This is a genomic window from Flavobacterium sp. I3-2, from assembly GCF_013389595.1.
In the GTDB taxonomy this organism is placed as follows: domain Bacteria; phylum Bacteroidota; class Bacteroidia; order Flavobacteriales; family Flavobacteriaceae; genus Flavobacterium.
In genome coordinates, this window is the sequence record NZ_CP058306.1 from 1,688,696 (window position 1) to 1,704,848 (window position 16,153).

At 32.3% G+C, this 16,153-nt stretch carries 16 protein-coding genes; 3 read left to right on the forward strand and 13 right to left on the reverse strand.

Features of this window, described 5'->3' with window-relative positions:
- Positions 1-8: 8 nt before the first annotated feature.
- Positions 9-1,334 carry a M16 family metallopeptidase gene (locus HW119_RS07945; protein ID WP_177763006.1) on the reverse strand — a complete coding sequence of 442 codons (1,326 nt, stop codon included), beginning with the start codon at positions 1,332-1,334 and terminating at the stop codon, positions 9-11.
- Positions 1,335-1,528: 194 nt separating this feature from the next.
- On the opposite strand from HW119_RS07945, the gene rplU reads away from it, so the two are divergent.
- Together rplU and rpmA are read left to right on the forward strand one after the other, a co-directional pair.
- Positions 1,529-1,840, forward strand: a complete 312-nt coding sequence (gene rplU / locus HW119_RS07950) for a 50S ribosomal protein L21 (protein ID WP_177763009.1) — start codon at positions 1,529-1,531, stop codon at positions 1,838-1,840.
- 53 nt (positions 1,841-1,893) lie between these two features.
- Positions 1,894-2,154, forward strand: a complete 261-nt coding sequence (gene rpmA, locus HW119_RS07955) for a 50S ribosomal protein L27 (protein WP_177763012.1) — start codon at positions 1,894-1,896, stop codon at positions 2,152-2,154.
- Positions 2,155-2,248: 94 nt separating this feature from the next.
- On the opposite strand, the gene msrB is transcribed toward rpmA, so the two are convergent.
- From msrB to HW119_RS08005, 10 genes are all read right to left on the reverse strand, one after another.
- Positions 2,249-3,343, reverse strand: a complete 1,095-nt coding sequence (gene msrB / locus HW119_RS07960) for a peptide-methionine (R)-S-oxide reductase MsrB (RefSeq protein ID WP_177763015.1) — start codon at positions 3,341-3,343, stop codon at positions 2,249-2,251.
- 73 nt (positions 3,344-3,416) lie between these two features.
- Positions 3,417-3,686 (reverse strand): hypothetical protein, encoded by a 270-nt coding sequence (locus HW119_RS07965; protein WP_177763018.1) that lies wholly within the window; start codon positions 3,684-3,686, stop codon positions 3,417-3,419.
- Between the two features lie 11 nt (positions 3,687-3,697).
- On the reverse strand, positions 3,698-4,252 hold the full coding sequence (locus HW119_RS07970) for a sigma-70 family RNA polymerase sigma factor (RefSeq protein WP_177763021.1): 555 nt from the start codon (positions 4,250-4,252) through the stop codon (positions 3,698-3,700).
- Between the two features lie 251 nt (positions 4,253-4,503).
- Positions 4,504-4,707, reverse strand: coding sequence for a hypothetical protein (locus tag HW119_RS07975; protein WP_177763024.1), 204 nt, complete (start codon positions 4,705-4,707; stop codon positions 4,504-4,506).
- Between the two features lie 237 nt (positions 4,708-4,944).
- Complete coding sequence (locus HW119_RS07980; protein WP_177763027.1) at positions 4,945-5,739, reverse strand: phospholipase D-like domain-containing protein; 795 nt, start codon at positions 5,737-5,739, stop codon at positions 4,945-4,947.
- A gap of 564 nt (positions 5,740-6,303) precedes the next feature.
- Positions 6,304-7,635, reverse strand: coding sequence for a dGTP triphosphohydrolase (gene dgt, locus HW119_RS07985; protein WP_177766577.1), 1,332 nt, complete (start codon positions 7,633-7,635; stop codon positions 6,304-6,306).
- 67 nt (positions 7,636-7,702) lie between these two features.
- Positions 7,703-8,416, reverse strand: coding sequence for an AAA family ATPase (locus tag HW119_RS07990; RefSeq protein ID WP_177763030.1), 714 nt, complete (start codon positions 8,414-8,416; stop codon positions 7,703-7,705).
- The gene (locus HW119_RS07995; RefSeq protein ID WP_177763033.1) at positions 8,416-9,648 is read right to left on the reverse strand and encodes a TCR/Tet family MFS transporter; all 1,233 of its coding nucleotides are present in this window, start codon (positions 9,646-9,648) and stop codon (positions 8,416-8,418) included. Before HW119_RS07995 ends, HW119_RS07990 begins: the two co-directional genes overlap by 1 nt.
- Positions 9,649-9,740: 92 nt before the next feature.
- Positions 9,741-10,964 (reverse strand): 2-oxoglutarate dehydrogenase complex dihydrolipoyllysine-residue succinyltransferase, encoded by a 1,224-nt coding sequence (gene odhB, locus HW119_RS08000; protein ID WP_177763036.1) that lies wholly within the window; start codon positions 10,962-10,964, stop codon positions 9,741-9,743.
- A gap of 37 nt (positions 10,965-11,001) precedes the next feature.
- Positions 11,002-13,767 (reverse strand): 2-oxoglutarate dehydrogenase E1 component, encoded by a 2,766-nt coding sequence (locus HW119_RS08005; protein WP_177763040.1) that lies wholly within the window; start codon positions 13,765-13,767, stop codon positions 11,002-11,004.
- Between the two features lie 400 nt (positions 13,768-14,167).
- Between HW119_RS08005 and HW119_RS08010 the strand changes: the two genes are divergently transcribed.
- A complete protein-coding gene (locus tag HW119_RS08010; protein WP_177763043.1) occupies positions 14,168-14,725 on the forward strand; it encodes a hypothetical protein in 558 nt (185 codons plus the stop codon).
- Here the strand turns inward: HW119_RS08010 and HW119_RS08015 are convergent.
- Positions 14,709-15,050, reverse strand: a complete 342-nt coding sequence (locus HW119_RS08015) for a hypothetical protein (protein ID WP_177763046.1) — start codon at positions 15,048-15,050, stop codon at positions 14,709-14,711. The genes HW119_RS08010 and HW119_RS08015 overlap by 17 nt on opposite strands.
- Positions 15,051-16,025 carry a polyprenyl synthetase family protein gene (locus tag HW119_RS08020; protein ID WP_177763048.1) on the reverse strand — a complete coding sequence of 325 codons (975 nt, stop codon included), beginning with the start codon at positions 16,023-16,025 and terminating at the stop codon, positions 15,051-15,053.
- Between the last annotated feature and the right edge of the window lie 128 nt (positions 16,026-16,153).

Here is a 16,153-nt window from a genome sequence, read left to right on the forward strand (position 1 = left end):
AAATAATCTTAGTTTGCAGCTTCTTCTTTAACAGGAACGTAATCTAAAAGTAAACGTGCGTTTGGTTTTAAGTATTTTTTAGCTACTTCTCTAATTTCTTCTCTTGTGATTGAACGGTAAATATCAATTTCTTCGTTGATTAAATTAATATCACCCATTAATAAATAGTTTGTAGCTAAGTTTTCTGCTAAACTTTCTAAGTTTGAATTACTGTTTACGTAGTTATTTTCGAACTCGTTTTGTAATTTTTGAAAATCTCTTTCAGAAATTAATTCAGTTTGCATTTTTACAATTTCTGCATCAATAACTTCTTGAATTTGCTCGCGTGTAAATCCAGGCATTGGTATTCCTAAGATGATGTACATTCCGTAATCTTCTTGAGAGAAGTTGAAAGCACTTACTTGCATCGCCATTTTATCTTCGTCAACTAATTTTTTGTATAAACGTGAAGATTTTCCTCCTGATAAGATTGACGAAACCATATCTAAAGCACGCGCATCTTTTGTTTTGTTAGATGGAGTTCTGTATGCTGTGATATACATTGGTAATTGAATGTTCGGATCTTGGTACTCAGCAATGATTGGTGAAGTAATTGGATCTTCTTCAATTTTAATTCTTTCAACCGGAGTTCCTTTTTGGATAGGTCCAAAATATTTCTGAACTAAATCTTTTGTTTGTTTAAAATCGATATCTCCAGCAATAACTAAAACGGCATTGTTAGGAATATAGAATTTTTTATTAAACGCTTGGAATTCTTCTAAAGTTGCTGCGTCTAAATGTTCCATTGAACCGATTGGAGCCCAACGGTATGGGTGTTTTTTAAACATATTACGTTTAACTTCTGTAATCCAATTTCCGTAAGGTTGATTGTCTACACGTAAACGTTTTTCTTCTTTAACAACTTCGTTTTGTGTATCAACCCCAATTTGGTTGATTACTGGTTGTAACAAACGATCAGATTCCATCCAAATGGCTAACTCTAAATTGTTAGAAGGGAATACTTCGTAGTAATATGTTCTGTCGTCAGAAGTGTTTGCGTTATTGTGTCCTCCATTAGCAGTTACTAATTTGAACCATTCTCCACGACCAATATTTTCTGTTCCTTCAAATAATAAATGTTCAAAGAAGTGAGCAAAACCAGTACGTTCTGGGTTTTCGTCTTTAGCACCTACATGGTACATTACAGAAGTAACAACTACTGGAGCAGATTTGTCTTGATGTAAAACTACATGCAGACCATTGTCCAATGTATACTCTTCAAATTCAACTTTTTGAGCAAATACAGCACCGCTTAAAAAAAGTGCTGCAGTCAAAGCTGTTAAAGATTTTTTCATAATTTTAAATTAAATTAATTTTGACTTTGTGTAATAGGACGCAATTTCCGAAAAATGTTACACTTTTTTTTATTTTTTTTAGTTGAATCGTTATCAATTTGTTAGCTAAATAAAAAAAGTAGAAATTGTGTTTTAGAATAGATAAAATTTTATATATTTGCAGACTTATAATAAACTTAATTAATTTTATTGTTATGTACGCAATCGTAGAGATAGCAGGGCAACAATTCAAAGTTAGCAAAGACCAAAAAGTTTATGTTCACCGTTTAGCGGCAGAAGAAGGATCAAATGTAACGTTTGATAAAGTTCTTTTTGTTGATAACGCAGGAGCAATTACTTTAGGCGCCCCAGCTATAACAGGAGCTTCAGTAGGAGCGAAAGTTTTAAAACACCTTCAAGGTGACAAAGTTATCGTTTTCAAGAAAAAAAGAAGAAAAGGATACAAAAAGAAAAATGGTCACAGACAAGCATTAACTCAAATCGTAATTGAGGGGATCAACATCTAAGAAATTAGATAACTGTAACTAAAAAAGTATAAACAATTTAAAACCAAAACATCATGGCTCACAAAAAAGGTGTCGGTAGTTCTAAGAATGGTAGAGAATCAGAATCGAAACGTTTAGGCGTTAAGATTTTTGGTGGTCAAGCTGCTATTGCTGGAAACATCATTGTAAGACAAAGAGGTTCTAAGCATAACCCAGGTGAAAACGTTTACATGGGTAAAGATCACACTTTACACGCTAAAGTTGACGGAGTTGTACAATTCGTGAAAAAGAAAGATAACAAATCTTTCGTTTCTATTGTACCATTCGAGGCTTAAGAATTACTTAATTAAGTAAAAAAATAAAACCGTTCTGATAAGAGCGGTTTTTTTTATTTAAAAAAAGCACCTCATTTCTGAGATGCTTTGCTAATTATTTATCAAGTAATTTTAAATAAGCTTCGTAACCTTTGGTTTTCATTTCTTCTTTAGGGATGAATTTTAACGAAGCACTGTTAATACAATAACGCAATCCGCCTTTATCTTTCGGGCCGTCTTCAAAAACATGACCCAAATGCGCATCGCCTGTTTTACTTCGAACTTCGGTACGAATCATACCATAAGTTTTATCTGTTTTTTCGTCGATTAAACTGTTGTCAATTGGTTTTGAAAAACTTGGCCATCCACAACCCGATTCAAATTTGTCTGTCGAAATAAACAAAGGCTCGCCTGTAGTGATGTCGACATAAATTCCTTCTCTGAATTCATTATAGTATTCATTCTGAAAAGCTCTTTCTGTTCCGTTTTCTTGCGTAACTTGATATTGAATAGGAGACAAGCTTTCTTTTAAAGTTGCTTTATCTTGTTTTTTATACGTTGTTTGCGCTTCTGTTTTTGGATTTGCTTTTCGAGCCATCTCAAATAATTTAGTTGGAATGTGGCAATATCCATTCGGATTTTTCTCTAAATAATCTTGATGATACGTTTCGGCAGTATAAAAATTTTGCAAAGGAATGGTTTCTATCGCTAAAGGTTTATCATATTCAAAAGCTAATTTACTAACGCGTTCTTTTACAATTGCAGCAGTTTCATCGTCAATGGTGTAAATTCCAGTTCGGTATTGGTCGCCCACATCATTTCCTTGTTTGTTGATGCTTGTTGGGTCAATCGTATCAAAATACAAATCAATCAATAAATTTAAATCAACCTGATTTGGGTCATAAACAACTTTCACTGCTTCTGCAAATCCTGTGGTATGCGTTAAAACATCTTCATACGTAGGATTTTTTGTTTTTCCGTTTGCGTAACCAACTTCTGTTTCAAGAACGCCGCGTATTTGTTGAAAAAAATATTCGGTTCCCCAAAAGCAGCCACCTGCAAAATAAATTTCTTTTTTATTTTCTGTATTCATATCGGTTTCGTTTTTAAAATTTGTTGTATATGTTGGTTTTGTTTGACAACTTGTAAAGCTCATTGCTAAAGTTGAAATGCTTAAAAGCATCATGGTAAATAAGATTATCTTTTTCATTTTATTTGGATTTTAAATGACTACTGTTTTCAATCATATAGTCGTTACAAATTTTAAAACCTGACAAAAAAAATTAAAGATTTAGTTTTTTATTTATTTTGTCTTTAAATTCATTTAGTTCATTATCGTTAATCGGTATGTTTTTTTCTGCTGTTTTAGGAGAAATTAATTTCTCAATATAGGTTAGTTTTTTATTGTAAGCAGCGCAATATTTACAAACTAATAAATGAAAATTCAATTGGATTTTTTTTCTAAAACTTAGAATATGTGCATTTTTTTGTTCTAAAAGTAAAGTTGCTTCACAACATGTTAACTTTAATTTTTTTAAGAAGGATATATTCATAAGATAAACTTTTAGTTAACCGAAAACCATTTTGTTTCTAAACACGTTCTCAATTGCATTCTACTGCGTTGAAGAATCTTCCAAAGATTAGTCGTATTAATATTTAATTCCTGACTAACTTCTGGTGCTTTTTTTTCGTCTAGATAATAGAGCTTTACCAAAATGCTCCATTTTTGAGGAAGTTCATCAATACATTTTTCTAACGTCTGATTAAAAGATTTGTTGTTTAGTAAGGCGGTTTCGTTTTCTGAAATATTCCAATCGTTTATGACATCTTTTGTTTTCCAATTTCCTGATGCGTCAAAAAAATGGTCTAAACTTATGTTCGGTTCAGTTTTGTATTTGGAACGATAATAGTCGGCAATCTTATTTTTCAAAATTCCCATCAACCAAGTTTTGGGTTTACTATCTTCTTTGAAGTTTTCGAAAGAGTTATAGGCAGCAATCAACACTTCTTGAACCAAATCTTCGGCATCTTCTTTATTTGAAAGTAAGTAAGTGGCTCTTTGCAAAAGTAGTTTTGAATAATCACTTATCCATTGTCTAAAAATTTCGTTTTTATTCATTTTCTTTTGTTTGATAGCAAATTTTGGAATCTTAAAAATAAGAATATAAATTGAAATTTTTATTGCATTTACTTGTTAATTGAAACTTAAAATTGTCGGTTCGACTTTAAAATGGATTTTTTAAAAGTAAAACCACAAAAAAAGCAGTAATTATAAAATTACTGCTGGGATATTTTAAAGTTATTTTGGCTTTAGACAAGATGTCCCGAACAGAGTGAACCTAAAGTTTAGTTATTAGCTGTAGTTTCTGTCTATTTTATTTTAATTATTTTTTCTGTTTGTAACCAAACTACAGTTATTGTACATGCTAAAACAAATAAACTAAAGACATAAAATATGAAAGGAATTGGATTTGACCTTAATTCAGTAACTTGAACTCTGTTAATGAATTCTTCAAATCTATAACCTGAAATTCTTGGAACATACGATACTAAATAAGCTTGAATTAAAATCATAATAAGACTAAAAGTAAAGAAAATAAATTTAGGTTTTCGTATTAATTTTCTTCCGACAAAAAATTGACAGAATATCGGAAAAAGTAAAAAAAATAAACTAATAAAAATCATTTCCATAAATCTCGTAAATAAATTACAGTTAACGTGCTTGTGCTTTGCGGAGTTGTGATATTTATTCTCAAACTTTAATGCTATCTCAAACCCGCAATTTAGCAAAATACGAGTTAGCGGCAGGTATTATTTTATAAGTTCAATAAATTCTGTAGCAAATTTTTCAGCTATTTCTCTTCCAAAATCAACTGAAATAGTTTCTTTATTCCATTGAGCTTTTACAGTCCAATTGTATGAACCGTGAATAACAGTTCGGAAATCTATTATACAAAATTTGTGATGCATAATATTTTCATATTTGCCGATAGGTTTTACTCTTTTAGCTTCAAAAAAATCTTCAAATTTGATTCCGTATTTAGTATTAATTTCGTCATCTATTATAACTATTCTAATACTTAAACCTTGTTTTTTCTTTTGATATAATTCTCTTAAAATTACTTTATCTGTAAACCAAGCTACTGCAATCCATATTGAAAATTTAGCGTTTTGAATCTGTTCAATAATTTTTGACTGAATATCTTCGAAATGAATTTCAACTTCAATAGCTTCAGGAATATCGGATCCAATTATTCTATATTGATTTTCAATTAGTTCTAATCTATATCCGTCGTGTTGTATGAGTTTGTTAAATTTTTCAACAGCAACAGATAAATCTTTTGTTACATCTGCTGAAAAGTGCCTTTCATCAAATAAAATTTCAAAGAATTTAACAATTTCTTTTCTACTATTAATTTCTTTTAATTTATTAAAAACATATCCATTTCTACTTTCATTTTGTGGCATTCCACCGTCATATATATCTCTAATACCAACTTCTCCAAATAATTTAAGAATTTTAGGACCACTTAAATATGGTGTTAGTTCGTTGTCGCCTGTAATAAATTCTTTTATGCTATTAATTGTATATTCTGAAAGAGTCATTTTTTAGATTTGTTATGAAATACTTGCCGCTAACCTTGTTTTTTTTCGAAACAATCAAGATAAAAGTTTCGTAAAAAAAATACATGTTCGTGTTTTTTTTTGTTTGGTTCATGGCGAATGTAATTATTTTTTTGGTAATTTATTAATAAAGTGTTAATTTAAATAAAACAAATGTTCTTAGTTGTATCATAAAGTGTGAAATGCTCATCATGAAGTGTGAAATGCTCATCATGAAGTGTGAAATGCTCATCATAAAGTGTGAAATGCCCACCATGAAGTGTGAAATGTACACCATGAATGAGGTGATGTATAACTTTTGATTTTTATATGAATACAACCAATTATATATAAAATGTCATGAGAAATAAATTAGGTTGTAAATATAAACTCTGAAAATCAAGTTGTAGATTTGTTTCTCAATAGTGTCCCATTAGTCATTTGCATACGTGGTGCACTTAAAAAAAATAAACAGCCTCAGTTTTTTGAGGCTTTTTTGTTTACAATAATATTTCGTTTGTTTAGAATATAAAAATAGTCCAACAATTACGTTGGACTATTTTAGTTTTATGAAACTTTAATCGATTGATAAAGTTCTAAAGCTTTACCATCGGTTAACATCGAAACGAATTTACAAACATTCATCAAACGTTCGTAAAGCGAATCGGTTTCGATATGATATTGTTCTGGAAGCATTTTCAGAATTAAATCGTCAAAATGCGTCATTTTCCCGTTGTATTGATTATTTACTGCCGTGCTAAATTTTTCTAACAAGGTGTTGATTACTTGATAACCGATTACTTCTTTCTGAATCACTTCTTTACTTTCGTAAACGTTAGAAATACTAATGGTAATGATGTCTTTCATTTGCGCAACATAGGTGCATTTCTCAGTTAAAGCAAACGGAAATTCGCCCATCATAATCGCTTCTTCATTATCCATGAAAACACGAACCGCATCGTTAATTAAACTTCCAATAGCTAATGCACGAAGGTAACTCACACGTTCGGCTTTGGTTCTTAATTGTGCATATTTTGCAGAATTGATGTTGTCTTTTACAATTTTAATTAAGAATTCCAAAGCGTGTTCTTCAGGTATCCAACCTAAATTTATACCGTCTTCAAAATCAATAATCGTATAACAAATATCATCTGCAGCTTCCATGACATAAGCTAACGGATGACGATGAAAACGCAATTCTTCATCTTTCTTTTTTATTAAACCTAATTCGTTGGCAACATCTAAAAAGGCTTCTTTATCGTTTTGAAAGAATCCGTATTTTTTGTCAGAAACATCTAACGTAGGTTTTTTAGGTAAGCTTTCTTTCGGATATTTCATAAAGGTTCCTAAGGTTGCATACGAAATACGTAAACCACCTTCAGCTCCCGGACGACTTGCCGTTAGTACATTAAATCCGTTGGCATTACCTTCAAAATCAATTAAATCTTGCCATTGCTTAGGTTCTAAATCCAATCGGTATTTTTCGCCCAAACCGTTTTTAAAGAAATCGCCAATGGCTTTTTCACCCGAATGTCCAAATGGAGGATTTCCGATATCGTGAGCCAAACAAGCAGCTGCTACAATAGCGCCAAAATCGTTTATGGTATATCCTAATTCTTTTAAATCTTCGTGTTTATCTAAAACTTGTTCACCTATCAATCTACCTAACGAACGTCCAACCACAGAAACTTCTAAACTATGCGTTAATCTGGTATGAACAAAATCGGTTTTAGAAAGCGGAATTACCTGAGTTTTATCTTGCAAACTTCTAAAAGCATTTGAAAAAATAATTCGGTCGTAATCAACTTCAAATCCAACTCTCGAGTCTTTTTCGTCTTTTCTATTTCTAATATGTTCGTCGCCGTGTTTTTTTAACGAAAGCAACTGTTTCCAATGCATCATAAATTCATAATAAGGTGTTTTCAAAGATAGTGTTTATCTGAGTTTTTTTAAAATGAAAAGCCGTCTAATTGACGACTTTTTGATTATTTATTTCGGTTTGAATGATGTTCTTTTTGATTTGATATAAGGCCGAATTTTTAGCTTCTGCAAATGAAGTGTTGTAAATTTTATTTATTGTTTGATATTTTTCTGGAAAATTCGAAAGTAGTTTGTCGTAATATAAATCTAAGGTTTCGTTAGTTGGATTTGTGAATTCTAAATGCATTTCGAATCTGCGCTTTAAAGCTTCATCAATCATTTGAACTTGATTGGTTGCTGCCATCAAAATGGATTTTTGAGGGAAGTTATCAATCAACTGAAGAATCGCATTTACGACACGTTTCATTTCTGAATTGTCTTTGTTGTCGTAATCTCTGATTTGTCCTAACGAATCGAATTCGTCAAAAAATAAAACCAAACCTTCATATTGCGCTTCTTTAAATAAGGCATCGATATTTTTGGCAGTTTCTCCCAATTTAGACGAAATAATGGTTGCTAAATTTACGATTACCAATTTGCGATTTAAGTGTTTTGCTATCGCTTTTGCAGTCATCGTTTTTCCGCATCCTGTTGCACCATACATTAAAATTTTATTGGCAATTGGTAATTTATATTCCAATAATTTTTCTCTGAATTGTTGTTCTAATAAAAAATCATCAATCTGTTTAGCTACATTTTCGTTAAATACAACGTCATCTAAATTAACGTCACTTCGGTCGATATAATAAAAAGAACTCATTATTTTTTGATGTATGAATTTGAATATTTACGCAAGCTTTTGTTTGATATAAAAATAGCAAAAAGCATAAAGACTACGGCAATGATAAATGGCGCGCCTGGAAATAAAAATGGTGCTTCGTCGTGTGTGAAATAATAAAATACATTGGTCATTAATAACGGACCAAATATGGCTGTTGCACTGTTTAAACTGGCTAATGTTCCTTGAATTTGGCCTTGCTCGGTTGCCGGAATATGTGTAGTTATTTCGGTTTGCATGGCTGGACCAGCGATTCCGCCTAAACAATACGGAATTAAAAAGACAAACATCATCCAACTTTCTTGTGCGAAAGCAAATAGTAAAAGACCTAAACAGTTTAAGGAAAGTCCGATTAAAATACTTTTAGAATTACCTAATTTCGGATTTACCCAACGGATTAATCCTCCTTGTACAACAGCAACTAAAAATCCGATAACACCAAGAGAAATACCGACCATTTGCTCGTCCCATTTAAATCGATACATCGTATAAAAACTCCAGTTTCCGTGAATGGCATGCGAAGCTAAATACATAAAGAAAATGGCGCTCGCTAACCCTAATACTTCAGGGAATTTTTTTAATCGTAAAAGTGCTCCAACCGGATTCGCAGTTTTCCATTCAAAAGCTCTTCTTTTTTCTTTAGGTAAGGATTCTGGAAGGACAAATATTCCGTATAAAAAGTTTACAAAACATAAAATGGCTGCTGCATAAAAAGGAACTCGCGAACCGTATTGACCTAAAAGTCCACCAATAACTGGTCCGATGATAAATCCAACTCCAAAAGTAGCGCCAATCATACCAAAGTTTTTTGCTCTATTTTCGGGGGTACTTACATCGGCAATATAAGCCGTTGCGGTTGATATACTTGCTCCGGTAATTCCAGCGATAATTCTTCCTAAGAAAACCAATCCAATAGTAGGAGCGACCGCTAAAAGTAGGTAATCTAATCCAAAAGCTAAAAGGGAGATTAATAAAACTGGTCGTCTTCCGTATTTATCACTTAAATTTCCGATAAAAGGAGCAAAGATAAATTGTGTAAATGCGTAAGCGAAAGCTAGCCATCCACCAATCTTAGCTGCTTCTGTAATGTCTGATTGTAGAAGTTCTTCAAGTAATTTTGGAATAACGGGAATGATAATCCCAATTCCAATTACGTCAAGTAATATGGTAATTAGTATGAAACCAACTGCAGCTGATTTTTTTGATGATGACATAGTTTTATTTTTTTCAAAGCTACGAAATAAATCTTTTGAGCATAAAAAAAGTCCTTCGAAGTGAAGGACTTTTTGATATGAAAAACAATCTACTAAAGTTCAAAAGCTCTTTTTGGATCGTTGTTTAATAATAATTCAGTTGGGTTTTCTAAAGCTTCTTTAACAGCAACTAAGAAACCAACAGACTCACGACCGTCGATAATTCTGTGATCGTAAGATAATGCGATGTACATCATTGGTGCGATAACCACTTGTCCGTTTACAGCAACTGGACGCTCGATGATGTTGTGCATTCCTAAAATTCCAGATTGTGGAGGGTTGATGATTGGCGTAGATAACATTGAACCAAATACACCACCGTTAGTGATTGTAAAAGTTCCACCTGTCATTTCATCAACTGTGATTTGTCCGTCACGAGCTCTTGTTGCTAAACGTTTGATGTCTGCTTCAACGCCACGGAAAGATAATAATTCTGCGTTACGAACAACAGGAACCATTAATCCTTTTGGTCCAGAAACTGCCACAGAGATATCTGCGAAGTCAAATTTAATTTGCTCTTGACCATCAATCATTGAGTTAACATCTGGGAATAATTGTAAAGCACGAGTTACAGCTTTAGTGAAGAAAGACATATATCCTAAACCTACACCGTGTTTTGCTTTAAAAGCATCTTTGTACTCGTTTCTTAATTTGTTTACAGCAGTTAAGTTAACTTCGTTGAAAGTTGTTAACATAGCTGTTGTGTTTTTAGCTTCAACTAAACGCTCTGCTACTTTACGACGTAACATAGACATTTTTTTGCGCTCCATTCCACGTGGTCCTCCAGTTGGAGTTCCCATTGAAGGTACAGCGTTGATAGCGTCTTCTTTAGTTACACGACCGTCTTTTCCAGTTCCTTGAATTGAAGAAGCGTCCATGTTTTTTTCATCTAAGATTTTCTTAGCTGCTGGAGAAGCTGAACCTGTTGCATATGTAGCTGCAGGTGCTGCTGCTACTGGAGCAGGAGCTGCTTTAACTTCTTCTTTAACCTCTGCTTTTGGAGCTTCAGTTGCAGGTGCGCTACCAGATGGTTTTGCTGCACTTGTATCGATTAAACAAACTACTTGACCTACTGCCACAGCGTCACCTTCTTCAGCTTTTAAAGTGATGATTCCACTTACTTCTGCAGGTAATTCCAAAGTTGCTTTATCTGAATCAACTTCAGCAATAGCTTGGTCTTTTTCTACATAATCTCCATCTTTTACTAACCAAGTAGCAATTTCCACTTCAGTGATTGACTCCCCTGGCGAAGGAACTTTCATTTCTAAGATACTCATGAGTATATTAATTTATATTGTTATTGTAACTACTTTATTATTTTAAATCTTTATCAAAAACCATGTTAATTGCATGTGCATAACGTGCTTTTGAACGTACAGATGAACCTGCTGCTGGAGCAGAAGCGTCTGCTGGTGATGCTAAACGGAATTTAACTAAGTCAAAGTTCATTAACATGTATCCGTAAGCTCCCATATTTCTTGGCTCTTCTTGTGCCCAAACATAGTCAGTTACGTTTGGATAAGAATCGATAATTGCTTTTATTTCGTTAATCGCTAACGGGAATAATTGCTCTAATCTTACAAATGCTACATCTGTTCTTCCTAATTCTTCAGCTTTAGCTGTTAAATCGTAATAGAATTTACCAGAAACAAATACTAATGTTTTGATTGCTGATTTATCTGTTACTTTCGGATCATCTACAACTGGTTTGAATGAACCGTTTGTGAAATCTTCGATAGGAGAAACTGCTAGTGGATGACGTAATAAACTTTTTGGAGAGAAAACGATTAATGGTTTTCTAAAGTCTGTTACCATTTGGCGACGTAATAAATGGAAGTGGTTAGCAGGTGTTGTACAGTTTGCTACATACATATTATGGTTTGCACATAATTGTAAGTAACGCTCTAAACGTGCTGAAGAGTGTTCTGCACCTTGATGCTCATATCCGTGAGGTAATAAAATTACTAAACCGTTTTGGTTGTTCCATTTATCTTCTCCAGCAGAAATGTATTGGTCAAACATAATTTGAGCTCCGTTAGAGAAATCTCCAAATTGCGCTTCCCAAATAGTTAATGCTTTTGGATTGGTCATAGCGTAACCGTACTCATATCCAACTACAGCATACTCAGATAAGTGCGAGTTAAAGATACGCATTTCACCATTACGAGATTGTAATTGGTTTAACATCGTTACTTCTTCTTCAGTATCTTCAGTTTTTACAACAGCATGACGGTGAGAGAATGTACCACGTTGAACATCTTGTCCTGTGAAACGAACGTCAAAACCTTCTTGCATTAAAGTTCCGTAAGCTAAAAGTTCACCCATTGCCCAATCTAAACGGTCTGTTTCGTACATTTTAGCACGGTCACCGATTAACTTAGTTGTTTTGTTGATGAATTTTTTGTCTTCTGGTAATTTTGTGATTACCTCAGAAACTTTATCTAAAGATTCGCGTGAAACAGTTGTATCAAAAGTTTCTAACATTCTAGAACGATCAGCAATGTTGTAACCGATCCATTCTTTTTGCATGAAAGGTATAACTGTTGCTTTTTCGTTTGCTTTAGCGATAGTTAAGTTGTCTTCTAGTAAAGCTTTGTATTTATCTTCTAATGCAACCACATATTCTTCAGTTACAACTTTGTTTTCTAATAAACGAGCGTTGTAAATGTTACGAGCATTTTGGTGTTTAGAAATTAATTTATATAAAAGAGGTTGCGTGAAACGAGGTTCGTCTCCTTCGTTGTGACCGTATTTTCTGTATCCAACTAAATCAACAAAAACATCTTCGTTGAATTTCATACGATATTCTAAAGCGAAGATAAATGCTTTAACAGCAGCTTCGGTATCATCAGCATTAACATGAACTACAGGTGCAGCTACAACTTTAGCGATGTCTGTAGAATAAACTCCAGAACGAGCATCTTTATAATTAGTTGTAAATCCAACTTGATTGTTTAAAACCACATGAATTGTACCACCTGTTTGGTATGCACGTAATTTAGACATTTGAACAATTTCATAAACAATTCCTTGTCCTGCTATTGCTGCATCTCCGTGTAAACAAATTGGTAAAACTTTTGAGAAGTCGTTAGCAAAATACTTATCTTGTTTTGCGCGAGCAACTCCTTCAATTACGGCTCCTACAGTTTCTAAATGCGAAGGGTTTGGAGCTAAATTTAAATTGATTTTTTTACCGTTTTCAGTCGTTTTTTCAAACGTGTAACCTAAGTGGTATTTTACGTCACCGTCAAAAGAATCAGAAACATCTGCGTAATCTTTTCCGTCGAATTCAGTAAAAATGTTTTGAGCTGGTTTTTGGAAGATGTTTGCTAAAATGTTTAAACGTCCACGGTGAGCCATTCCCATTACAAATTCTTCAACGCCTTTATCAGCAGCTGCATCAATTAATGCATCTAGTGCTGGTACAGTAGCTTCTAAACCTTCTAGAGAGAAACGTTTTTGACCTACATATTTTGTGTGGAAAAAGTTTTCGAAAGCAGCTGCTTGAACTAATTTTTCTAAAACGTGTTTCTTTTTGTCAGTAGTTAATTCAGTAGATTGAGCTTCAAAATAATTTGAAATCCAGTTTACTTTTTCTTCATTCGGAATATACATAAACTCTACACCTGTTGATGTACAGTAAACATTTTCTAAATGATTTAAAATTTCTTGAAGCGTGCTTGAAGAAAGTTTTATCGATTTAGCTGCATCGAAACGTGTGTTTAGATCAGCTTGATTTAATCCAAATTTCTCAATTGATAAATCTGGAGTTGCTACTTGTCGTTCACAAAGAGGATTCGTTTTCGTTAGTAAATGTCCATGCGTTCTGTAAGCTTCTATAAGTTTAAGAACTGCGAACTCTTTTTGAAGACTTTCAACAGCTTGCGTAGATTCTCCAGAACCTACATAAGCATTTGATAATTGTTCAACAGGGCTACCGTTGTATTCGTTTGCGAAATCAAAACCTTGAAAAAAACTTCTCCAGCTTGGTTCTACGCTGTCAGGACTTTCTAAGTACTGGTCGTATAAATCTGCAAAAAATGCTGTATGTGCCGCGTTTAAAAAGGAAAACCTATCCATAATATTGTCTAAAGACCTTTTGTTTAAAAAATATTTGTGCAAAAATACGATACTTTATAATAATAATACAAAAATTTAGACAGTTTTATGATATTATTTTTCTGTATATTCTATATTCAAAATGATATAAATCATTAATTTAACTCGAAATGTATGAATATAATTTTTTAAACCCTTTTTTTTAGGTAATAACTTTTGTCTTTTTTATTTTTATGGGCTTAAAATACGAATTTATTAAAACTTATTTTTTGATTCTTTGTGTGATGAAAAGGTTTAATTTCAGATGATTATAATTTATTAATTTATTTTTTTTTCTTTATGTTTTTTTTAAAGGGTATGTTTTTTGTTTATGTGTAAGCGAAATAAAATGCTAACTTTGTAACGTAAAAAAAATAAGATTATGAAAAAAATTATATGGATATTACTTTTTTCTGGATTATTAGTTCAGAATGAAATAAATGCTCAAGTTACACATCCTCAAAATAATGAACCAAGAAAAGTTAAAAGCGATTTTTTTGATCATGTACAATTTGGTGGAGGTTTAGGTTTGTCTTTTGGTAATAATTTTACTGATATTTCAATTGCACCGAGTGGAATTTATCATTTTACAGATAAACTTGCTGCTGGAGTTGGTTTACAATATAATTATGTAGAATCAAAAGATTATTATAGAAGTAGTTCTTACGGGATTAATTTAATTGGTTTATATACACCAATTCCTCAATTTCAACTTTCTGCAGAATTAGAACAATTACGTGTGAATAATGCTATTGATATTTATTCTCAAGGTTATTATTACGGTAAGTTTAAAGATAATTTTTGGAATACCGGTTTGTTTTTAGGAGCAGGATATCGTACCAATAATGTTACCGTAGGAGTTAGATATAATGTTTTGTATAAAACAGATAACTATGTGTATTCACAATCTTGGATGCCATTTGTTAGAGTTTATTTCTAAAATATACTTTTTGACATTCGCGCTTTAAAATTAAATAACATAAAACCTCGATCATTTGGTCGGGGTTTTCTTTTAGGTTTTTATGAACTTCATGTTCGGGAATATCTATTAAATACAAAAGAGTTGAAAGTTTATTTGGATGCTGATCGACTATCACTTTTAATTGAATTTCAAGATTAGCGACTATTTCAAATACAGAAGCATTACTTGGAACAACTTCTTCTTGTGTGGCTCTATAAAAATCTTTATTAAGCTGAAGAATTAATTGGTCAAGTAATGCTTTGTTTGTTAATTCGGTATTTAATAATGAAATCGATTTATCCATTTATACAGCTCTGTTCATTAATTCTAAAGCAAAAATACGCAATTCGTTTTTGTGATTTTCGTTTATTTCTAAATCGTTCAAAATAGCTAAAGCTTTGTCCGTGTAATCTTCTATTTGTTTTTGTGTAGCTAATGTTGCTTTAGTATTTTCAAAAATATATTTTACTTCGTTTATTTTTTCTTGACTGTTGTTTTCAGTTGATGCAAACCAAGTTTGTAAATCCTGTTTTTGTTCTGTATTTGCGTTTTCTAAGGCAAGTAAATAAAGGTACGTTTTTTTGTTTTCTAAAATGTCTCCTCCAATTTGTTTTCCAAAAGTAGTGGCATCCCCAAATGCATCTAAATAATCGTCTTGTAATTGAAAGGCAATCCCTAGATTTAAACCAAAATCATAAATAGCCTTTTTGTTTTCGATTGAAGTTTCTGCAACAATTGCACCCATTTGTAAAGCTGCGCCAACTAGAACAGCAGTTTTGTATTGAATCATTTTAATGTATTCAGAAACAGAAACGTCAGTTCTAGTTTCAAAATTAATATCCATTTGTTGACCTTCACAAACCTCTAAAGCTGTTTTGCTGAAAAGTTGCGCCAATTCTTTAAAGATTTGTGGTTCGTAATTTTCAAAATATTGATATGCTAAAATAAGCATTGCATCTCCAGATAAAATACCGGTATTGATATTCCATTTTTCGTGAACTGTTTTATGACCTCTGCGCAAAGGTGCATCGTCCATGATGTCGTCGTGAATAAGTGAAAAATTATGAAAAAGTTCAATGGCTGTTGCTGCATATAATGCTTTTTCATATTTAGCGCCGAAAATTTCTGCTGTGAAAAGAGTTAAAACTGGTCTAAGTTGTTTTCCGCCTAGCGACAAAATGTATTTGATTGGGTCGTAAAGTTCGTTTGGCGTTTTTTCAATTTTTAATGAACTGATATATTTTGAGGTAATCTCTTTGTATTTTGAAATTGAATTCATTTCCTAAGTTTATTGCTATTTGTAAGTTATGGCAAATATAAGCTTATTTTTTTAACTTAAAATTAATAAAAAAAAACCTAGAAAACTTTTTTGGTATAAAAAGTTTCTGTTAACTTTGCCTAGAATTT